Annotated in this window: 16 protein-coding genes and 1 tRNA gene; 6 read left to right on the plus strand and 11 right to left on the minus strand. The window is 63.1% G+C overall.

Features of this window, described 5'->3' with window-relative positions:
* Positions 1-23: 23 nt before the first annotated feature.
* A complete protein-coding gene (locus AC1Q5P_RS03405; protein WP_492518138.1) occupies positions 24-530 on the plus strand; it encodes a hypothetical protein in 507 nt (168 codons plus the stop codon).
* A gap of 7 nt (positions 531-537) precedes the next feature.
* Here AC1Q5P_RS03405 and AC1Q5P_RS03410 read toward each other — a convergent pair whose 3' ends face one another.
* The 10 genes from AC1Q5P_RS03410 to AC1Q5P_RS03455 all read right to left on the minus strand — a co-directional run bounded on the left by AC1Q5P_RS03410 (position 538) and on the right by AC1Q5P_RS03455 (position 13222).
* A complete protein-coding gene (locus AC1Q5P_RS03410) occupies positions 538-1956 on the minus strand; it encodes a sensor histidine kinase (RefSeq protein WP_492518139.1) in 1419 nt (472 codons plus the stop codon).
* 191 nt (positions 1957-2147) lie between these two features.
* Positions 2148-3074, minus strand: coding sequence for a Vgb family protein (locus AC1Q5P_RS03415; protein ID WP_492518140.1), 927 nt, complete (start codon positions 3072-3074; stop codon positions 2148-2150).
* Positions 3075-3219: 145 nt separating this feature from the next.
* The gene (gene atzF / locus AC1Q5P_RS03420; RefSeq protein WP_492518141.1) at positions 3220-4989 is read right to left on the minus strand and encodes an allophanate hydrolase; all 1770 of its coding nucleotides are present in this window, start codon (positions 4987-4989) and stop codon (positions 3220-3222) included.
* Entirely contained in the window at positions 4986-8594 is a 3609-nt protein-coding gene (uca, locus tag AC1Q5P_RS03425; RefSeq protein ID WP_492518142.1) for an urea carboxylase, read from the minus strand. The genes atzF and uca overlap by 4 nt, the downstream gene beginning before the upstream one ends.
* Positions 8591-9223, minus strand: a complete 633-nt coding sequence (locus AC1Q5P_RS03430; RefSeq protein ID WP_062347451.1) for an urea amidolyase associated protein UAAP2 — start codon at positions 9221-9223, stop codon at positions 8591-8593. The genes uca and AC1Q5P_RS03430 overlap by 4 nt, the downstream gene beginning before the upstream one ends.
* A gap of 14 nt (positions 9224-9237) precedes the next feature.
* On the minus strand, positions 9238-10074 hold the full coding sequence (locus tag AC1Q5P_RS03435; protein ID WP_492518143.1) for an urea amidolyase associated protein UAAP1: 837 nt from the start codon (positions 10072-10074) through the stop codon (positions 9238-9240).
* Positions 10071-10544, minus strand: coding sequence for a CopG family ribbon-helix-helix protein (locus AC1Q5P_RS03440; protein ID WP_193826826.1), 474 nt, complete (start codon positions 10542-10544; stop codon positions 10071-10073). Before AC1Q5P_RS03440 ends, AC1Q5P_RS03435 begins: the two co-directional genes overlap by 4 nt.
* Positions 10544-11302 (minus strand): ABC transporter ATP-binding protein, encoded by a 759-nt coding sequence (locus AC1Q5P_RS03445; protein ID WP_492518144.1) that lies wholly within the window; start codon positions 11300-11302, stop codon positions 10544-10546. The genes AC1Q5P_RS03440 and AC1Q5P_RS03445 overlap by 1 nt, the downstream gene beginning before the upstream one ends.
* On the minus strand, positions 11299-12114 hold the full coding sequence (locus tag AC1Q5P_RS03450; protein WP_039334906.1) for an ABC transporter permease: 816 nt from the start codon (positions 12112-12114) through the stop codon (positions 11299-11301). The genes AC1Q5P_RS03445 and AC1Q5P_RS03450 overlap by 4 nt, the downstream gene beginning before the upstream one ends.
* 28 nt (positions 12115-12142) lie before the next feature.
* Complete coding sequence (locus AC1Q5P_RS03455) at positions 12143-13222, minus strand: putative urea ABC transporter substrate-binding protein (protein ID WP_492518153.1); 1080 nt, start codon at positions 13220-13222, stop codon at positions 12143-12145.
* 218 nt (positions 13223-13440) lie between these two features.
* On the opposite strand from AC1Q5P_RS03455, the gene AC1Q5P_RS03460 reads away from it, so the two are divergent.
* From AC1Q5P_RS03460 to AC1Q5P_RS03470, 3 genes are all read left to right on the plus strand, one after another.
* Complete coding sequence (locus AC1Q5P_RS03460; protein WP_039334908.1) at positions 13441-14337, plus strand: sterol desaturase family protein; 897 nt, start codon at positions 13441-13443, stop codon at positions 14335-14337.
* Positions 14338-14465: 128 nt separating this feature from the next.
* A tRNA-Met gene (locus AC1Q5P_RS03465) sits at positions 14466-14542 on the plus strand.
* A gap of 79 nt (positions 14543-14621) precedes the next feature.
* The gene (locus AC1Q5P_RS03470; protein ID WP_269433210.1) at positions 14622-16058 is read left to right on the plus strand and encodes a tyrosine-type recombinase/integrase; all 1437 of its coding nucleotides are present in this window, start codon (positions 14622-14624) and stop codon (positions 16056-16058) included.
* Between the two features lie 219 nt (positions 16059-16277).
* Here the strand turns inward: AC1Q5P_RS03470 and AC1Q5P_RS03475 are convergent, their stop codons facing one another.
* Positions 16278-16985, minus strand: coding sequence for a TetR/AcrR family transcriptional regulator (locus tag AC1Q5P_RS03475; protein WP_058454906.1), 708 nt, complete (start codon positions 16983-16985; stop codon positions 16278-16280).
* 122 nt (positions 16986-17107) lie between these two features.
* On the opposite strand from AC1Q5P_RS03475, the gene AC1Q5P_RS03480 reads away from it, so the two are divergent.
* Both AC1Q5P_RS03480 and AC1Q5P_RS03485 read left to right on the plus strand, forming a co-directional pair.
* On the plus strand, positions 17108-18526 hold the full coding sequence (locus tag AC1Q5P_RS03480) for an amidohydrolase family protein (protein ID WP_058454905.1): 1419 nt from the start codon (positions 17108-17110) through the stop codon (positions 18524-18526).
* A 25-nt stretch (positions 18527-18551) separates the two neighbouring features.
* Positions 18552-20915, plus strand: coding sequence for a TonB-dependent receptor (locus AC1Q5P_RS03485; protein ID WP_231726127.1), 2364 nt, complete (start codon positions 18552-18554; stop codon positions 20913-20915).
* Positions 20916-20922 lie beyond the last annotated feature (7 nt).

Here is a 20922-nt window from a genome sequence, read left to right on the forward strand (position 1 = left end):
TCAAACCCTGAGGAGAGACAGCAATGCCCGCATCCGCCATTTTCGACAACCACGCACAAGCGGAACGCGCCGTCGGAGATCTCCGCGGCCTTGGCGTGCGCGACAGCCAGATGTCAGTCATCGCGCACCACGGAGGCACGACCACGACACGCTCTGGCGATGGCGAGGTGACGGACGAACATCACCGCAATGTGTTGCGCGGCATAATCGGCGGCGGCGCATTGGGCGCAGGGTTAGGCGTTGCAGCCTTGGCGATACCCGGCGTCGGACCCTTGGCTGCGGCTGGCGCGATCGCGGCTTCGGCGGTACCCGAGGCTATCGGCATCGGCGCGGCGCTTGGCGCGATTGGCGGTTCGTTGAACGAGGTGCTGACCAAGCACGGCATCGATGAGGCCGACGCGACCTACTACAACGACCACATGAAGGATGGAGCCGTTCTTGTGACGGTCGAGGACGACTTCGCCGACAGTAATCAAGTAACGGAAATCCTGCACCGCAATGGCGGCCACAACGCGACACGCCACGGATGATCTGACCTTAACGCAGCGCCGTACGCGGAATGCTGATGGCGCAGAATACACCTTCGGGGCGGAACTGGTAATCCAGTTTCCCCCCGATGCCGTGGGAGACCGACCGTTCTATCAGCCTTGTACCAAAGCCTTTTGCGGAAGGCTCTGCAACGGCGGGGCCGCCCGCTTCTGCCCATCTCAGCACCAGCGCCGCGTCGTCCTCGGACGAACTGCTGCAGGTAACCTCGACGCTGCCCTCGGTCGAGAGCGCGCCATACTTCGCCGAGTTCGTCGCCAATTCGTGCAGAACCATGCCCAGCGCCTGGGCCGTGGCAGACGTCAGAATGAGGTTGGAGGTTTCGTCCCCAAGTGCAAACTCAATTCCGTAAGGCGTCAGTTCGTCTGAGATGAGCGCCTGCAATGGCACGCCGTTCCAGCGGTTTTCCGACAGGTGACTGTGGGCGCGGCTGATGGCGGAAATGCGACCGATCAGGGCATCCTTGAATTCGCTGACTGTGCCCTGCGCTTTCATCATCTGGACGATCGACTGGACCACGGCGAGCAGGTTCTTGGCGCGGTGATCGACTTCACGCGTGAGCAGATCCTCACGTTCGCGCGCTTGCTTGAGGTCGGTGATCTCGACGCAGAAAATACCTACGCCCCGCCGAAATCCGTCCGGGCCGTGAACGGGGTAGAACACTTCCGACCAAGTGCGCTTCACGCCTGGCTTTGCCGGTGTCTCGCCGGTGATCTCCACCCCGCGCAGCACTTCGCCGCTTTCCAGGACCTTGCGCAAGAGCGGTTCCGCCGAGGAGCGCAAGTCGGGGAGAAGATCCCACACGCTTTGCCCTAGATGATCCTCGGCTGAAAACCCGTTCATATCCGCAAGTGCCGCGTTGATGCGCGCGAATTTGAGATCGCCATCGAGCAGGCCAAGGCCGACAGGAGCCTCGTCATAGATTGCCTGCAACTCGTCGATCACGCCAAGAAGATGGGCTTTCTGTTCGGCCTGATCGCGGCCTTCGCGTTCAAGCGCCTCTTTTGCCGCGATGAGGTTCATCGCGCTGGTGCAGAGCGAGTAGACGACTTCGAGCACGATTATGGTGCTGGGAATATAGACCAGCATGGCCACCGGCGCGCCCGGCTGCATGCCAATGCCCGTCCCGGAATTCAGGAACAGATAGCCAGCGCATATCCATGCCAGTGTCGCCGCGATATAGCCTGGTAAGCGGCCTCCGAGAAAAGTCGCGATGACAATTGGCGGATAGAAGGGCAGAAGCGGCGCAGGTGGCGGCGTGCCCATGGCGAGCCGAACCACGAGAGCGAATGCGATCAGGCCGATGGCGGACAGTACGCCAGGAACGGGGCGGCCGAGAAAAACATGGCACAGTGAGAACGGCCATCGACCAAACAGGTGCGCTTCACCTTGCTGGCGACCCGATTGCATCCCCCATCACCCTTTCGGCAGGTGCACGCGCAGCCGGATGACTGCGTATGCCCATCTTGCCCGAGTTTGCCTGCGTGGCAATCCCTGCGCGATGCTGAACCCTTGAAAAAGCGTCAATTATGGCAAAGTGAAACGCGGCTGGCGCGCATGTCACAACATAGGTTAGCGAACCTGCGATAAGACGCGACAGGTCATGGCTTGGCCGCGGTCGCCAATCCGTTTGCAGGCCACCAAGACAGCGTGTGCACATCGTGCGCCGAGGTCCAGATGCCCTTGGGCGTATAACGCAGTGCGCCGCTGCCCGCTCGCTTTCCACCACGCTGGGCGACGGTCATGGTCACCGGGTCGATCGCCGCCCAGACCTGATCGTCGGTGGTGCGCAGCCAGACCTTGCCGCCGCCGGTGTCGATGTCGCCCCACTTCAGGTTGGCCCCGACCTTGACCCGCCCGACGACCTGGCCCGTGGCCGGATCGGCGCGAACGAGCGTGCCGTCACCCTGTTCCTGCACCCACACGCCACCTTCGCCCGCAGCGAGGAAGCCCGGCATCGTGCCGAGCGCGGCGCGGGCGACGACGGTGTTGGTGGCGGGATCGATCTTCTGCAGCGTCTGCTTGGTAGCGCTGACCGCCCAGACGGCGTCATAACCGAAGGTCACGTACCAGGTATCGGGATCGACCGGGATGGAGGCGACGACGGTGTTGGTCTCGGGATCGACACGAGCGACCGCGCCTTCGGGCTTGCTCGCCAGCCAGATCGAGCCGGCACCATTGGCGACGATCAGCTCGCCCTGCTTCTGGTTGGCAATTCCGGTGGGGATCGTGGCGGTGATCTTCGCGGTTTCGAGATCGATCCGCACCAGCGAGCCATCGGCGCAGTTGGCGACCCACAGTGAACCGAACGCCACGGTCAGCGCACCGCAGGGGCGGGCGACGGCAACTTCCGCAAGTTTGCCGGTGCGTGACCACTTTTCGACCTTGCCGCGATTGGTCGCCCACACAGCGTCGCCATCGACGGCGAGGAAATCGGCGAAACCGGGAACGGTCTGCGCCTGTTCGACCTGCGCATGGGCGAGGGTGGGGACGAGGGCGGCGGCGGCGAGAAGCAGTTTGCGAAGCATCTGTTTTCTTCCTGACAGCTCCGGAAACCCTCCCCGCTGCGACTAATTTCGCCTTTGGCTCAATAAGTCTCGCTCCCCTCCCTCAAGGGAGGGGTGGGGGTGGGTTTACGACGCCTGTTTTGGCAAACGACGTGGACTTTGGGGCTTAGCTACGCGAGGCGATATAGGCGCGCCATCCGCCAAGGTGCGTAATGTCTTCGGCTCCGGTAAGGGCGCGCGGTTCGGCGACGAAGCCCTTTACGCTGCTGCCGTCCGCCAGCGTGACGGTGCCGATGGCGAGCGGCGGCGGAACCTCGACGGTGAAGCTGCCGAACTCGGCGACGCCCAACTCGTAGACCTCCAACTTGATTGCCGCCCCACCTTCATCGAATACTAGCGCGGGCTTCGGCGGCACGCTGTTGGCGATCGCGTAGAGCCTGTACGTCGGTGCGGTTTCAAAGGCGCCGACGAACTTCGCATTCCGGGAGGTCAACTGCCAGTGCAGCGGCATGCCTTCGAGGTGTGCGCCAACAACGGCCAGTTTCACGGTCTGCATCTTGCCCTCCAGATCGAGCGGGGGTGGGGGAGAAAGGTTGGCGGCAGCGAGCCACGCATCGGCGGCATCGAGCAGGGCGCGTTCTGTGGCGGCCGGGCCGATCAGGGTGATGCCAAAGCCGGTGCCGTTGTGGCGGGTGCCGGCCGGCACGGCGACGGCGGCCATGTCGAGCAGGTTCACGAAGTTGGTGTAGAACCCGAGGTTGCTGTTCAAGGCGACAGGGGCGACCGCCAGTTCGGCCACGCGATAGGTCGTGCCGGTCGTGGGGAAGGCCAACATATCGACGCTTTGCCACAACTGATCCGCATGGCGTTTCAGCTCGGCCATGCGGTACAAGCCGTTCCACAGTTCGACGGCGGTCTTGTCCCACCCTGCCTCGACCACGGTGCGCACGGTGGGGTCGACAGCTTCGGGGTTGTCCTTGAGAAGTGCGGCGATGGCAGCGGTGCGTTCGGCCACCCACGGTCCGCCATAGAGCAGTTGCGCGGCTTCGAGCAGCGGGGCGATATCGATTTCGACCACTTCTGCACCTTGCGCCAGCGTGGCGAGGGCCTGATCATAGAAGAACTCGGACTCGCCATCGCCAAAGAATGCCCGCTGATCGCGGCGAGGCACGCCGATGCGCCTGGGGTTGAGCGGGGCTTCGGTGAGTTGGCGCGACCATGGATCGCCAACGTCAAATCCGGCCAGCGCATGGTCGACGAGACGCGCGTCGATGGTGTCGCAGGCGAACACGGTGATGCAGTCGATCGAGCGGCAGGCCGGAACAAGGCCCCTGGTGCTCCAGCGGCCCTTGGTCGGCTTGAAGCCGATCAAGTGGTTGAACGCGGCGGGCACGCGGCCCGAACCTGCGGTATCGGTGCCAAGCGCGATGGGCACCAGGCCAGCGGCAACCGCGATGGCTGAGCCGGAGCTGGACCCACCGCTGACGTAGTCCCGGTTATAGGCATTGCGCGGAATGCCATAGGGGCTGCGCGTACCGACAAGGCCGGTAGCGAACTGATCGAGGTTGGTCTTGCCCACGCAGATCGCGCCTGCGGCCTTGAGCCTGGCAATGACCGTGGCGTTTTCCGCGGGCGCATAGGCGAAGGCCGGGCAGGCCGCGGTGGTCTGGAGCCCCGCCACGTCGATGTTGTCCTTTGCGGCATAGGGCACACCGGCGAGGGGGAGGACTTCGCCGGCTGCAATCCGGGCGTCGACTGCTCGGGCCTGCGCAAGCAAGTCCTCCGCCGTGGCGCGGCTGATCCACACTTGCGGCTGGATCGCATCGTAGGTGGCAATGCGGGCGAGCGTTTCCTCCATGACGGAGACGGCGGGCGTCGTGCCGGCATTGACGCCGGCAGCGATGGCTGCGGCGCTGCGGCGGTCGAGCACGGTCATGCGCTCCTCCGCAGGGCCAGCATCGGCGTGCCGGGCTGTAGCGGCTGTCGTTCCTTGATGTAGAGCGCAGCCACCGTGCCGGCGCCGGGGCTTTCGACCGGGCATTCCATCTTCATTGCCTCGATCACCGCGATGGTCTCGCCCGCCTGAACCGTGTCGCCGGGCTGAACGAGCAGCTTCCACACGCTGCCGCCGAAGGGTGCTTCGATCAGGTCCGCGCCCTCGGGCACGTCCACCGCGTTTTCTGCCGGAGCCTCGCTCTCGGCAAGCGCACTGACCCGGTCGAACTCGCCCCGGCGCTCCCACTCGGCGCGCTCGGCATCGAACGCGGCCGTGCGGCGCGCTTCGAACGCGGCGATGTCATCGGCGTTGTCGGACAGGAACTTGCGGTAGTCCGACAGGCGAAATTCCGACGGTTCGATCTTCAGGGAGCGCTTGCCGCTGGGGAAATCGCGGCGCCACTCGGCCAGTTCCTCGGCGCTGACCGGATAGAAGCGGATCTGGTCGAAGAAGCGCAGGAGCCAGGGCTTGCCCTCGATGAAGTCTGCCGTCTGCCGGTGCGTGTTCCATACCTGCACGGTGCGGCCGAACAACTGGTAGCCGCCGGGTCCCTCCATGCCATAGATGCACATGTAGGCGCCGCCGATGCCGACGACATTGGGCGGCGTCCAGGTGCGCGCGGGGTTGTACTTGGTGGTGACGAGGCGGTGGCGCGGATCGACCGGCGTGGCAACCGGCGCGCCGAGGTAGACATCGCCCAGCCCCATGACGAGATAGCTCGCCTCGAAGATCAGGTTCTCCACCGCCGCCACGTCGGGCAAGCCGTTGATGCGGCGGATGAACTCGATATTGTCCGGGCACCACGGCGCATCGTCGCGGACCGCGCTCATGTACTTCTCGATGGTCTCGATCGTGGCCGGATCGCGCCAGCTGAGCGGCAGGTGGACAATGCGCGAGGGGATGGCGAAGTCCTCGAGATCGCCGAGGCGCTCCTCTGCCGCCATGAGCGCGGAAAGGGCAGCGGCTTGCGTGAGACTGCGTCCATCGAAATGCAGCTGGAGCGAGCGGATGCCGGGCACGACGTCGATCACGCCGGGCAGGGCCATGCGCTCCAACTCCGTCATCAGCGCGTGGACGCGGATGCGCAGTTCCAGATCGAGGACGAGCGGCCCGTATTCGACGAGGATGTTGCGATCGCCCTGCTGGCGATAGACGACGCCGGGGCGTCCGGGCGCGGCCTCGATTGCCCCGAGGATCGGCGTCTGGGTGGCGGCATCGCAGGGGCGGCTGGAGGCGGGCTTGGCGCCAGTTGCGAGGTATTCCTGCTGGGCACGGTCGGCGGCGGTCGCCTCCTCCATTGTTACGGGCACGAAGCGCACCCGGTCGCCCGGAACGAACTGGCCGATCTTCCACCGATCAGCCGCGATCACCACGAAGGGGCAGACGAAGCCGCCAAGCGAGGGACCATCGGGGCCGAGGATGATCGGCATGTCGCCGGTAAAGTCCACCGCGCCAATGGCATAGGCGTTGTCGTGGATATTGGACGGGTGCAGGCCCGCTTCCCCCCCATCACGCCGCGCCCATTCGGGCTTGGGGCCGACAAGGCGCACGCCGGTGCGATTGGAATTGTAGTGCACCTGCCACTCGGCGGTGACCACCATGTCGATGTCGGCTTCGGTAAAGAAGTCCGGCGCGCCATGGGGACCGTAAAGCACGCGCACGCACCATTCATTGGGGAGAGCGGGGAGCGCGGCAGGAGCGAGAGGATTGCCAATCGGTTCATGAGCGAGGTGAAGGACGTCCCCGGCGACGAGGCGGCGCGCCGCGTGGCCGCCGAACTGGCCGAGTTCGAAGGTGCTGCGGCTGCCGAGGTAGGGGGCGATGTCGAGCCCTCCGGCGACGAGCAGGTAGCCGCGCATGCCGCCACCCTTTGCCCTGCCGACGACCAGCGTTTGCCCTGCCTTTGCCTCGAAGAGTTGCCCTGGAGTTACCGGTTTGCCCTCGAGAGTTGCGCCGAAGTCCGCACCGGTGAGGCACAGGGTTGCATCGGCGCCGAACTGGAGCGTGGGGCCGGTGACGGTCATCTCCAGCCCGGCGGTACCTTCAGGATTGCCGAGCAGGCGGTTGCCGAGGCGGAAGGACTGGTCGTCCATCGGGCCGGAGGGCGGTACACCCACGGCCCAGAGGTGCTGGCGGCCGGGCCAGTCCTGCACGGTGGTGGCCGTTCCGCCACTCAGCACGCGGATTGATTGGCTTTTGAAAACAACGTCTTCGAGTGCACGTGTTGAGACTTCACCTGAAGTGAAGGCAGGCGCGGCGACGACGCTGCGCAGCCAGCGCAGGTTGGTTTCGATGCCATCGACGCGGGACCGCGCCAGCGCCTCCTGCATCGCGGTGACGGCGAGATCGCGAGTGGGCGCGTGGACGATCAGCTTGGCAAGCATCGGATCGTACCAGGCGCTGACCTCGGTGCCCGCCATGACCCAGGTTTCGGCGCGGATGTCGGCTGGAAACTCGACACAGGTCAGGGTGCCCGAGGTGGGGCGGTAATCGAGCGCGGGGTCTTCGGCGTAGAGGCGGATTTGCACCGAATGGCCGCTGGGGGTGGTGGGGGCTCTATCGAGGAAGCTGTAGTCCCCGGCAGCGCCGCGGATCATCCATTCCACTAGATCGACACCCATGACCATTTCGGTCACGCCGTGTTCGACCTGCAGCCTGGTGTTCATTTCGAGGAAAAAGAATTCCTTGCGCTCGGAATCGTAGAGGAATTCTACGGTGCCCGCCGAACGATAGCGGGCTGCTTCGCCGAGGCGGATGGCGGCTGCGTAAAGCGCCTGACGGACCTCGTCGGGCAGGAGCGGGGCGGGGGCTTCCTCGACGACTTTCTGGTTGCGGCGCTGGAGCGAGCAGTCGCGCTCGCCCAAGGCGACAACGCGGCCCTCGCCATCGCCGAAGATCTGAACTTCGACATGGCGGGCGCGGCGGACGAAGCGTTCGAGGAAGACACCGGCGTCGCCAAAATTGCTTTGGCCGAGGCGGGCAACGGCGGCAAAGCCTTCGCGGATGTCGTTAGCGGTTTCGCACACGCGCATGCCGATGCCGCCACCGCCTGCCGTGGCCTTGAGCATGATCGGGAAACCGATGGCGTCTGCTGCGGCGAGCGCTTCCTCCTCGCTGGTCAGCAGGTTGCTGCCCGGCGCGAGGGGGACGCCATGGGCAGCGGCAAGCTCGCGGGCGCTGTGCTTTAGGCCGAAAGTGCGGATGTTGTCGGGCGTGGGGCCGATGAAGACGATGCCGGCTTCGGCACAGGCGGCGGCAAACTCGGTGTTTTCGGAGAGGAAGCCATAGCCCGGATGGATTGCACCGGCGCCGGTGCGCTTGGCCGCTTCGATGATCGCGGCGATATTGAGGTAGCTTTCCGAAGGCCGCGCAGCGCCAATGCCCACGGCTTCATCGGCCTGCGCAACGTGGAGAGAGGCTTCGTCGGCCTCGGAATAGACCGCGACCGAGCGCAGGCCCATCTTTTGCAAGGTGCGGATGATGCGTGTGGCGATGGCGCCGCGATTGGCGATCAGTACCGTGTCGAATGCGGGGGCCATGCTCATGCCGCGACGATCATGCGGACGGGGGTGGGGTTGAAGGCGTTGCAGGGGTTGTTGATCTGCGGGCAGTTGGAAACGACGACGATCACGTCCATCTCTGCGCGCAGGTCCACTGTGAGGCCAGGGGCGGAAATGCCGTCAACGATGCCAAGCGCCCCGTCAGCCTCGACCGGCACGTTCATGAAGAAGTTGATGTTGGAGACGATGTCGCGCTTGCCGCGGCCTTCCCAGAGGTTGGCCTCAAGAAAGTTCTCGACGCAGGCATGTTGCGACTTGGTGTGATGTCCATAGCGCAAGGTATTGGATTCGCACGAACACGCGCCGCCGATGGTGTCGTGATACTCGACCGCGCTGCCGGTGATGGTCATCAGCGGGCGGCCTTCGTTGGAAAGCAGCACGGTGCCTTCGCGCAGGAACAGGTTCCCCTGTGCGGCGACAGTATCCTGCGCGCTGTAGCGTTCGGAATCATCGGCGGCGCTGTAGATCAGGAAGTCGACCGCCTGGTTGCCTTCGAGATCGACGATGCGCAGCGTCTCGCCCTGCTTCACGTGGTGCGCCCACGGCGCGCGGGCGGGGACGATCTCGTCGTGGACGATCTTGCCGGAAAGGCCGGAGATGTGGGGATCGGTCATCGGTCCTGTCCTTTTCAGCGGCGGTAGTAGTCTTCGACATTGAGGAAGGCCCGCTGGCCCTCCGGCGTCGCGTTGCGGATGGGGTCGCTTTGGGTTGTCACAGGTCCGCGCCATGCGGTGAGGCGCAGCGGAGTGACACTGTATTCCGGCCTTGAATCAAGGACATGCGGGCAGTTCGTGACAACAACGATGATGTCCATCTCTGCGCGTAAAACCACGCTGCGTCCGGGCGCATAGGGGCCAACCTGCGGCGTGATCGTGCCGTCATCCTCAATGCGGATGCCCTTGAACAGGGTGACGCAGGGGTGAACATCACGGCGACCGAGGCCGTGCTTGGCAGCGCCCAGCAGGAAACGGTCGCGCCCGTTGGGATAGCTGCCGCTATTGCAGCCTTCGCCGTATTTGGCGGCATTGGTGGCGGCATTCGAGGTGCCGCAGAAGCAATCGTGCGTGCCGGCATCATCCGCCTCGATGCTCATCAGCACGCGGCCCATATCCGACAGGAGAAGCTTGCCGGTGCCAAGGTAGGCATTCCATTGGACCTTGACCGTATCGGCGAAGTTCAGCCGCTCCGTCGGCATTTCGGCGTTGAAGATGTTGAGCGAGGCGCAGGCATCGCCCTTTACGTCGACGAGGCGCAGCCGGGTGCCGCGGGCGATGCGGCGCGTGGCGTACCCGCCGGGGGCAACGGTTTCTTCCCAGAGCAGGTCATCGGCGTTGACGCCATCGGGAAGGTCTGCCGCGATTGGGGGAAGGATCGGCATGGCTTCCACGACCGTTCCCGCCATCGAGCGGGCGTGATCGCGGGCGGCGTTGGGGTTTGCCAGTGTGCTGGTTGGGGCGTCGGTCATGCGGCCGCTCCTTTCTTCGATCCGGGGCCAGCCTCGGACAGAGGCGGCAACAAGGCGGTGGTGGTGACAAGCTGGAGTTGCTGGACTCCGCGCACACGGCGCAGAGCGTCGGCAAGACCCTTGAGCCGGGCGGCGGGGCCTTGCACCAGCAGGACTTCCAGCGACTGGTCGTCCTTCAGAAAGACGTGCTGGGTGGAGATCACTTCGGTCTGAAAATCGGCCTGCGTGCTTGCGAGTTGCTGGCGCACGCGGCCCCGGTCGCCACGGTAGACGAGGGTGATGGTGCCGGCGAGGATCTCGTCCGGGCGAGTCAGTGCCTCGTGCGCTGCAAGGGCGTGGCGGATCAGCTCCGCAATCAGCTGCGAGCGCGAGGGGAGCTGGCGTTCCTCGACCATCATGTCGAGCTTGCGGAACAGGTCTGCCGGCAGGCTCATGCTGAGGCGGGCGAGGCTGGCGGGTTCGGTGGACATCACGCCGCTTCCGGTTCTGGTTCAGGCGCAGGCTCGTCCTTGCGCAGTTTCAGATCGTAGACTGCCGTTGCGCCAAAGCGGTGCGGGGCGTGGGGATCGTGGCGGCGCTTGTCGAGCGCGAGAACGCGGGTGCCGAGCGAGAAGGCTTCCTTGATGTCGTGCGTGACCATGATGACGGTCAAGCCGAAGTCCTTCCAGAGCTGGCGGATCAGCACGTGCATGTCGGCACGGATGCCGGGATCGAGCGCGCCGAAGGGTTCATCGAGCAGGAGGATGCGCGGGCGCATGATCAGGGCCTGCGCGATGGCCAGGCGTTGTTGCATGCCGCCCGACATCTGGCTGGGGTAAAGGTTCAGGCTGTCGCCGAGGCCGACCGCCTGCAGCATCGCCGTGGCTTCGTCGGCGGCACGCTTCTTCGCATCGCGGAACAGGCGCGCAAGCAGCGGAGCCTTGGTGCATTCGAGGCCGAACATCACGTTCTGAAGGACGGTGAGGTGCGGGAAGACCGAGTAGCGCTGAAACACCACGCCGCGATCTGGGCCGCATTCGCGGGCGAGCGGCTGGCCGTCGAGGGTGATCGTGCCGGAAGTGGGCACTTCCTGGCCGAGAACGACGCGCAGGAACGTGCTCTTGCCCGCGCCCGAAGGGCCGACGACCGAAACGAACGATCCTTCTGCGACGTCGAGATCGACCTTTTCGAGGACGACACGGTCACCGTATTCGACCCAGACGTTGCGGAGGGAAAGGAGCGCGCTCAATGGCTTGCTCCGTGTGCCCAGGGGAACGCCCTCTGGCTCAGGTTCTTGAGGCCCCAGTCCATGGCGATCGCGAGCAGGGCAATCCACGCGACGTAGGGAATGATCACGTCCATCGCGAGGTATCGGCGGACGAGGAAGATGCGGTAGCCAAGGCCGACATCGGACGCGATGGCCTCTGCCGAGATGAGGAATACCCAAGCCGGGCCGAGCGCGAGGCGCAGGGCGAGGATCAGGCGCGGCATGGCCTGAGGCAGGGCAACGCGGATGAGGATCTGCCATGAGCCCGCCCCAAGCGTCTGCGCCTTGGCCAGCATTTCGCGCGGGAGGGTGCCGACATGGCCGGCGACGTCGCGGATCATGACCGGCGCGATGCCGATGACGATCAGGGCGACCTTGGCCGTTTCACCGAGGCCAAGCGCGACGAACAGGATGGGCAGGAGCGCGATCGGCGGGATCACCGCAATACCTGTTACGAGTGGTCCGAAGGTGGCGCGCACCGGGGGCAGCGCGCCCAGGACAAGGCCGACCAGCAGCGCCATCAGTGTGGCGATGGCAAGGCCAAGGCCCAGACGCTGGAGGCTGGCGAGGGTATCGGCCCAGAACACCACGCTGCCCGTTAGCACGTCGACCTTGGTCATCTGCGCCCAGAGCGCCGTCGCCATGCCCGAAGGCAGCGGCAGGATCTTGTCTGCCGGGTTCCCCGCATGCCGGCCATAGGCAGCGAAGAGGTAGACGATGACCAGCAGCAGGATCGGCACGGCGCCGAGCGCGAGGCGCTGTTTGCGGTCCGGTTCGCGGTTTACCCAGCGCATGAGGAGTTGTCCCGAAGTATCTAGGAGATCAGAGCTTTCCGTCGGCGGCAAGCTTCATGAAGCTGTCATCGAAGCGCAGGGTGACGTGGGCTGGATCGCCCAGCGTCTTGCCGCCGGGGAAGGCCATGCCCACTGCATCGGCGGAGGATGCGCCGGGGAACAGGCCCTTGGAGAAGCTGAAGTCGCGCACGCGGGTCATCGTCTCGATGAGCTTTGCGTCCTGCGTGGCGGCTACCGCGTCCTTGGGCTGGGCGTAGAGGTAGGTGGTCTTGAGCTGGGCTTCGAAGACGTCCGGTGTCGTCCCGGCGAGCTTTGCCATCGCGGCGCGGGCCTGCCTGCCCTGCTCGTCCTGCGCAGTCATCACCTTCATCGTATCGTACCAGATGCCGGCGAGGGCCTTGCCGAGATCGGGGTTGGCCTTGAGCGTTGCGGTATCCACGACGAGGAGGTCGAGGATCTCACCCGGGATGTCCGCCGAGGTGAAGACCTTCGACACGCCGGGCTGCGCGGCCATGACCGAGAGTTGCGGGTTCCAGGCGACAGCGGCCGTTGCATCGGGCGAAGCGAAGGCGGCAACGATGTCCGCATCGGACGTGTTGATTGTCTTGACGTCGGTCAGCGCCATGCCGTTTTTGCCGAGCGCGCGGGCGAGCAGGTAATGCGAGACCGAGAGTTCGGCGAGGTAGACCTGGCGGCCCTTGATCGCGGCCAGAGCGTTTGCGCCTTTGAGCAGGATGCCGTCATTGCCGTTGGAGTAATCGCCGACGATGATCGCGCTGGTGTCCTTGCCGCCGGCGGCGGGGATGGTGAGTGCATCCATGTTGGCAACCGTCACGCCGTCGAACTTGCCGGCCGTGTACTGGTTCACAGACTCGACGTAGTCGTTCACCTGCACCACGTTGATCTTGATGTGGTACTTGTCGGCCCACTTCTTCACGATGCCGGCCTGCTGGGCATAGGGCCATGGCATCCAGCCCGCATAGATCGACCAGCCGATGCTGAATTCGGTGCGCTTTTCGGCGGCCTTCTCACCGCCCGAGCACGAGGCGAGGGCGAGTGCCGCACCGATCAGCGCGGTCTTGCCGACTTTTCCGATATGAGTCCGCAAGCGCGTCGCGAAGGCATGTAGCACCAGCCATTCCCCTTGATGGAGTGAAGCGTTGTCGCAGCCCCGGACCGGCTGGTCCCTGGTATTACGATTAGCTGCTTTGGTAATACCCGCCCGGCCGAAAGTGCGGATACGTCGATTGACGTAGCGCCCGGTTTGGCGGGTTGGGCCTAAGTGCGTTATATCTGCTTCGTTCAGGGGTTTTGCGGGCAAGCGACATGAACATCAGGAAATTTGCAGTCGATATGCTGCCGCCGGTGACGCTGGCGATTGTCGTTTCCTTCTGGGGACTTGCTCCGAAAGCCTGGGTGGAAAACACCTGGACCGCAATCATCATGACCGCGCTTGTGACGACATGGGTGCTGGGACTCGAGATGGTGTTCGAGCGTCATGCCGGGTGGCGGATGAATCGCCAGGAGTTCTTCACCGACCTGTTCTACATGGTGTTGAACGCGACGCTGATATCGAAGGTTTCACAGCTTGTTGGGGAAGCCCCGCTCATGGCTTTCAAGAAGGCAGCGGGCATCGAGACGCCTTGGGCGGCAGAGATGCCGTTTCTGGCGCAAGTGGCGCTGATCTTGTTCGTCTATGAGTTTGGCCAGTACTGGATGCATCGCCTAATGCACAATTCGACGCCGTTCTGGCTGACCCATGCGCCGCATCACCACATCACGCAACTCAACGCGATGAAAGGCGCGGTGGGCAACCCGATCGAACTGGTGCTGATCAGCCTGAGCATCGTCGTGCTGTTTGACGTATCGCAGGCAGCAGTGCTGGGCGCATTCGGCGCAACCAACGTGATCTCGACCTTTGCGCACGCCAATGTCCGGTCGGACCCGCCGAAGTTCTATTCTTTCTTCTTCACCACGATCCGCCACCACAGCTTGCACCACTCGGTGCCCTACGAGGATACGCGCTGCAACTACGGCAATTCGCTGATCCTGTGCGACCGGATCTTCGGCACCTACAAGGAGGGCGAGGCCAGTGTGGTCGGGCAGGACGATCGCAGGCGGCTGTCTATCCGCGAGCAGTGGGTCTTCCCCTTCGTGCCGCTGTTCAAGGCGTGGCAGTCACGGCGCGCCAATGCGCAAACGGGCAGCAATGGAGTGGTTTAGCGACGTCGGCGCCGGTCGGAGGAGCGCAGCCACAAGGGCTGGAAAAAATCCTGCTTACCCGGTTGACCGGACAGGCAGCCACAGCTAGAGGCCCGACCTGCCCAGCGGACTTCAGTTTCGCGCACCGGGGCGGAGTAGCTCAGCAGGTTAGAGCAGCGGAATCATAATCCGCGTGTCGGGGGTTCGAGTCCCTCCTCCGCTACCATCCCGGATTGTCCACCGGTGGCCCACTGAGGCCACTGGCAGACATTTTTCGAGGAAAATCAAATATTTTTCGCGTCCCGTTGCGTACGCCGGCGTCCCGGTGCGACCCGCTGCGGCCACCCACGGCGATTTGGATTGGGGGTATTTTGGGGGTATTTTTCGGCTGTCCCCAAAACAGGCGATACCCCCAGATGGCTTTGAAAGAACTTGAGGTCAAATACGCCACCAAGCGGCAGCGCCCCTACAAGCTGTCCGATGGAGAAGGCCTGCACCTGCTCGTCCAGCCGAACGGATCGAAGCTCTGGCGCCTGAAATACCGCTTCGACGGCAAGGAAAAACTGCTGAGCTTCGGCAAATATCCGACCGTCACGCTGGCGATCGCCCGCGAGAAGCGGACCGAAGCCAAGCGGCTGCTCGATCAGGGTGAGGACCCCGCCGAGGCCAGGAAGCGGGCGAAGAAGCAGAGGGCCGCGCTCAAGCTGTTCGAAGAGATTGCGCGGGCCTGGCACGCCAATCGTATTGAAGGGCTGGACTCGGCCCATGCCCTGCGCGTCATCAACCGGATGGAGCGCGACGTCTTTCCGGTCATCGGGAAGCGTCCGATCACGGAAATCGACCCGCCCGAGATTCTCGAGATGATCCGCGCGGTCGAAGCGCGCGGCGCCCTCGATATCGCCCGTCGCCTCAAGCAGAACGTCAGCCAGATCTATCGCTTCGCGATCGCGAGCGGCTGGGCGACCATCGATCCGACGCTCGGCCTCAACGATGCGCTCAAGCCCAAGCCGCCCGTCAGGCACATGGCGCGCGTGCCGCTCGCGGAGTTTCCGAAGCTGGTGCGGGCGATCTTCGCCTATGACGGCGAGGACACGCCGCGCCGCCGCGAGATCACCCGTGACGCGCTGCTGTTCACCTTGCTCACATGGGTCCGAACCAGCGAAACCCGCTTCGCGGCCAGGGACGAGTTCGAGGATCTCTATGGACCGAACCCGCTATGGCGTCTGTCGCCGGAGCGCATGAAGATGGAACGTGAGCATCTTGTTCCGCTGTCCCGCCAGGCCGCAATGATCGTTCAGCGCCGCTTGCAGGCGACGAACGATGCGTTCCTCTTTCCCGGAGCCAAGCCTGGAAAGCCTATTTCCGAGAACACCATGATCTATGCCTGCTACCGCATGGGCTATCTTGGCCGGCAGACGGTGCATGGGTTTCGGGGGCTCGGCTCGACCTGGGCGAACGAAGCCGAACGCTACAAGCCCGACTGGATCGAGATGGCGCTCGCCCACGAGGATGAGGACGAAGTGCGCGGCGCCTATAACAGCGCGCTCTATCTCACCCCGCGAAGGCGGATGCTGCAAGATTGGGCCGACGTGATCGACGCGGCAACCGCAGTGTCGGATGTCGAGAAGGATCCTATCGAGTTCTCACAGCTCACGGGCTGTTCTGCGCCCATCCAGCGCTTGCCGCCGAGCGACCGGAGACAGCCGTATTGGCAGCGCCCTCGTTGGGCGGCTTCGCGATAAGCGTCACGGCTCGGAACCGCTGATTAAGAGCGCGGCTTTCCACCATAATTATTATAAACGTCAGTTACTTAGATGCATCCGTGAATAGTGGGACTGAACAATAAGAAGCAGTATCGTATCATATCCTACCATGCCCTACGTCACAAATTCACCTACGTCGGAAGAGCGCCCTCATGGCGGACATTCGTTCAATCAAGCAGGCAATCACGGTGAGCGGCATCAACCATCGAGCTTGCCAATGCCCTGTACCCTAAGACACGATAACAATCCCCCCACGCAAAAGTCCTCCATGGCCTTCAGGGTCACCGAGATGTTCCGTGAAGAAAGTCGCCCACCCGACATGTGATCGATCCGGCGATTGTCGGCGAATGTGTACAGCGTACAGCTCAGAATAAACTGATAGGCCTGCAAGGCATCATCGCGCGATGACTTTGGTTTGATAGATATCATCGCCTCGACATATCGGCGAGATATTTCATCAAATAGCGGTGCAACTATTTCGTCCATCCAGAGTTGCACGCCTGCTATCTGTGAGATGAGGCGACAATAATTCATCCACCCCGGCTCACCGGATTCAAAACGGCTCAAGAGGGGGCCGTAAAATGCGCGGATGAGAAGTCGAGCCGATGCTTCCGGGCGATCTGGATCGAGGTCCAGCTCCGCAAGCCTTCGCAGCCGCTCTTCGTTCAACCACGCGCTGCGGCGTTCTATGACTTCCGTGAACAGCGCTTCCTTGGTTCCAAAATGATAATTCACAGCGGCGAGCCGTGTGGACGCTGCATCCGTTATTTCTCGCACCGAAACGCCGAAATAGCCCCGGTCCGCGAACAGCGACTCGGCGGCGTCCAGGATCTGCTCGCGCAGATCCGGTCGTTCCGTTTGCGGCTTGGAGATTGCCTTTTTTGGCTTAATATCTGGTAATTTCAATCATCTTCTCCCCCAAAAGCGCCCCGAATTGACATGTGAGTGGAACGTTCGTATCACTCGATCAAGGACGCGCAGCCTACGCTGGCTTCCGTCACAAAAATAGATGGTAGGGGAACGAAACTGTGAGACCGATCCTGATCCGTAACGGCTATGTCATCACCGGCGATCCTGCGATCGGCGACGTGCCCAGTGGGGATGTTTTGATCGTGAACGGACGCATCGCTGAGATCGGTCAAAACCTTCACCATGATGAGGCAGAGGAGATCGACGCGACCGGCACGATTGTAATGCCAGGCATGGTCGATACGCATCGGCATACTTGGCAGACTCAGCTACGCGCGATTTGCGCCGACATGAGCCTCATGCAGTATATGCGCTGCATCCGCTTCAACATCTCGCCCGTCTATACGCCAGAAGATGTCTATGTGGGCAATTATATCGGCGCCCTAGAAGCTCTGAACGCCGGGATCACGACGCTCTATGACTTCTCACATACGTCGCACAGTCCGGAACATGCCGATGAGGCCATCCGCGGCCTGCGGGACGCCCGGATTGCTGGCCTCTATGCCTACGGCTTCTATCCAGCACCGGTCGACCGGCCTTATTTTACGAGCGTCGACCAACGCATCGCCGATGCGGAACGGATAAGGACGCAGCATTTTTCGTCGGACGATCAGCGGCTGGGCATGGCGGTCGCGATCACCGAGGTCGGGATGTATCCGTTCGATTCGACGCGTAAGGAGATCATGACAGGCCGCCGACTTGGCGTGCAGCAAACAATTCACACGAACTGTTTCTGGGGCTCCGCTTTTTGCAGCGGTATAGAGGAACTCGCGGCGGCCGGACTCCTTGGACCCGACCAGGTCCATGTGCATTGCAATTCCGTGACAGACAACGAACTTCGCCTGCTCGCCGATAATGGCGCCAAGGTTTCATGCACGCCCGATACGGAACTGCAGATGGGCATGGGCCACCCCTTGATCGGCCGCGCCCACGATGTCGGCATCAAGCCTACACTTGGGGCCGACGTTATCTCCTGCAACGGTGGCGACCTACTCACGCAGGCACGCCTCGGTCTTCAAGACGCGCGCGTCCTGGCCAACGATCCGGTCAATGCGCAAGGTCGGATGCCTGAGGATATCCCATTCAAGGTACGTGACGCGATCGCGTGGATGACGATCAACGGCGCGGAAGCGATGGGTCTTGATCATCGCACGGGATCGCTCACGCCGGGCAAGGATGGCGATATCGTTCTCATCGCGCCCAACGACTTCAACCTCATGCCGCTGAACGACATGGTGGGCGCGGTCGTGCTGCAGGCTAACGTTTCCAACATCGATACGGTGGTCCTGCGCGGCGAGGTCGTGAAGCGCCACGGTCGCTTGACTGGCGTCGACTTCAAGCAGTTGCTCCGCATGGCGGAGGGCTCGCGCGAGCGGATCATGGAGCAGGCCCTGCGTCGCGGTCCGCTCGTTCCGCCGCCCAACACCACGGCAATGGCAGAGATGGAGGAGACCGCGCGCCAGAACCTGGCCGCATAGCGGGGTAGGAAACCAAAGGCGCCGCATGAACCGCGTCGGCGTCCAACGAGGAGGGGATTACGAAATGGATAAGCTTTGGCCGCGCGCCGCGCGGATCGGACTTCTTTTGCCTGCGGTCGTTGGCACAAGCGCTTACGCACAGACTGAGCCGGCTTCATCGGCTGCGAGCACTCCGCAGCCGGAGGCCGTATCGACGCCCGCCGCACAGGATCAGGGCGCCGGTCTTCAGGACATCATCGTGACTGCGCAGAAGCGCAGCGAGTCGGTGCAGAAAATTCCTCTCGCGGTGACGGCCCTATCCGGCAATGACCTCGCGAAGGCGGGCATCAACAGCATCGAGGGTCTGCAGGCCGCCGTCCCCAATCTCAACCTCGGCCAGCAGCTCGGCGTCGCGAGAATCTCGCTGCGCGGCATCGGCCTCGACAACCTCAGCACCGGCGCCGAGGGAAGTATCGCTTTCCACCTCAACAGCGCGTTCATTTCGCGCGGCGCCGCAGCGCTCAGCGCATTCTACGACGTCGATCGCGTGGAAGTTCTGCGCGGGCCACAGGGCACGCTCTATGGCCGCAACGCGACCGGCGGCTCAATCAACCTCATAACGCGCCAGCCCACCGACACGTTTTCGGGTTATGGCGATGTCACGGTCGGCAACTATGGTCGTTTGGCGTTCGACGGCGCCGTCAGCGGCCCGATTGTCTCTGATAAAGTGCTCGCGCGGATCGCTTTCTCGACGGACGACCGCAACGGCTATGGCCGAAACATCACGACCGGCACTAGGATCGACGACACCAATGCCCGTTCGATCCGTGGTACGCTGAAGCTTTTACCCGCCGACGATCTCACCATCACTCTGATCGCCGACTATCATCGAGAAAATGACAACGCGAACGGCTATCATTATTTCGGACCCGCGGGCCAGACTGCCAGCGGCCAGACAATCACACCTTTCGGCATTCAGTTCGGCGGCGTCACCGCAAGCAATCCGCGCGATATCGCAAACGAAGCCGATCCGTTCAACCGGCGCACGATCTGGGGTGTCAGCAGCGAGATTGCATATCGATTCGGCGGCGTCACAGCCAAGTCGATCACGGCCTATCGCAGCACGAAATACATTACCGGATCGGACCTCGATTCCACCAGTTTTCGTCTCGCGCCGATCTTCCAGAACGAAGACGACAAACAGTTCAGCCAGGAGTTTCAGCTCTCGTCCGAATCCGACCGGTTCCGATGGCTGCTGGGGGCATTTTATTTCCACGAAAATGACGCCGGCGCGATCATCATTCCCTACAATGATATTGGCTTCGGCGGTCCCGGCGTCATCCGCCAGGGCTATTATGCCGGCGGGCGTCTCGAGACTGATGCCGGCGCCATCTTCGGGCAAGCGACCTACAATCTGACCCCGGAGATTCACCTCGTCGTCGGTGGCCGTTACAGCATCGAGCGAAAAGGCATTTCCGAACAGCTTCAGTTCGACCTCGCGCGACCCTATTCGCCCGCCAATCCCGTCGCGCCGCTCGCCCAGTGCGGAGCCGATATCCCATCGGTCCCGACCTGCCAACCGCACAAGACCTTCCGATCCTTCACGCCGAAAGTGGCGCTCGAGTATCAAATCACGCCCGACGCTTTGCTCTACGCCTCGGTTTCGCGAGGCTTCAAAAGCGGCACCTACAATGTCGGCGGCGTGCAGCCGCCCGTGAAGCCGGAGAAGGTCACGGCCTATGAAGGGGGCCTGAAATCGGAATTCCTCGATCGGCGGCTCCGCATAAATCTTGCCGGCTTTTATTATGATTACAAGGATCTCCAGGTCGGCAAGGTGGTCAACGCGTCACTCGCGCTGGAGAATGCGGCGACAGCGACGATCTACGGTGCCGAGCTCGAGTTGCGCGCGCGCCCCACGCCCGACTTAGAACTGGGTCTGACCGGCTCCTATCTCAACGCCAAGTTCGACAGTTTCATCAGTATCGATCCCGCGCGACCCGGAGGTGACGGGCGCACCGTCGACCCGGCGACCGGCGCACCGGCTTTCAACAACGCCGGCAACCGCCTGCCGCAAGCCCCCAAATGGACGGTCGACGCCATGGCACAATATACCGTGCGCTCGGACCATGGATCCTTTGCCCTTCGCGGAGAGGTCTTGTGGGTCGATAAGGTCTATTTCAGTGCCTTCAACGTTCCGCAGGTGTCGCAGCCGGCAAAGACCAAGCTCAATGCCTCGCTGATCTACACCGATCCGGGCGATCGCTGGAGCGTGACCGTCTACGGCAAGAATCTCGCCAACAAGACGTACATCTCAAACGCCTTTGTCAGCTCCAGCATCGTGGGATTTGGCGTCAACGGCTTCCTCGAGGAGCCGCGAACCTATGGCGTGACCATCGGGTATAAGTTCTAGCCGGGAA

This window comes from Novosphingobium sp. GW835-FHT14H07, assembly GCF_058793515.1.

Excerpts from the sequence above, each read along its gene's own strand:
- AC1Q5P_RS03405 (WP_492518138.1), top strand. The coding sequence starts at position 24 with ATGCCCGCATCCGCCATTTTCGACAACCACGCACAAGCGGAACGCGCC.
- AC1Q5P_RS03410 (WP_492518139.1), bottom strand. The coding sequence starts at position 1,956 with ATGCAATCGGGTCGCCAGCAAGGTGAAGCGCACCTGTTTGGTCGATGG.
- AC1Q5P_RS03415 (WP_492518140.1), bottom strand. The coding sequence starts at position 3,074 with ATGCTTCGCAAACTGCTTCTCGCCGCCGCCGCCCTCGTCCCCACCCTC.
- atzF (WP_492518141.1), bottom strand. The coding sequence starts at position 4,989 with ATGACCGTGCTCGACCGCCGCAGCGCCGCAGCCATCGCTGCCGGCGTC.
- uca (WP_492518142.1), bottom strand. The coding sequence starts at position 8,594 with ATGAGCATGGCCCCCGCATTCGACACGGTACTGATCGCCAATCGCGGC.
- AC1Q5P_RS03430 (WP_062347451.1), bottom strand. The coding sequence starts at position 9,223 with ATGACCGATCCCCACATCTCCGGCCTTTCCGGCAAGATCGTCCACGAC.
- AC1Q5P_RS03435 (WP_492518143.1), bottom strand. The coding sequence starts at position 10,074 with ATGACCGACGCCCCAACCAGCACACTGGCAAACCCCAACGCCGCCCGC.
- AC1Q5P_RS03440 (WP_193826826.1), bottom strand. The coding sequence starts at position 10,544 with ATGTCCACCGAACCCGCCAGCCTCGCCCGCCTCAGCATGAGCCTGCCG.
- AC1Q5P_RS03450 (WP_039334906.1), bottom strand. The coding sequence starts at position 12,114 with ATGCGCTGGGTAAACCGCGAACCGGACCGCAAACAGCGCCTCGCGCTC.
- AC1Q5P_RS03460 (WP_039334908.1), top strand. The coding sequence starts at position 13,441 with ATGAACATCAGGAAATTTGCAGTCGATATGCTGCCGCCGGTGACGCTG.
- AC1Q5P_RS03485 (WP_231726127.1), top strand. The coding sequence starts at position 18,552 with ATGAACCGCGTCGGCGTCCAACGAGGAGGGGATTACGAAATGGATAAG.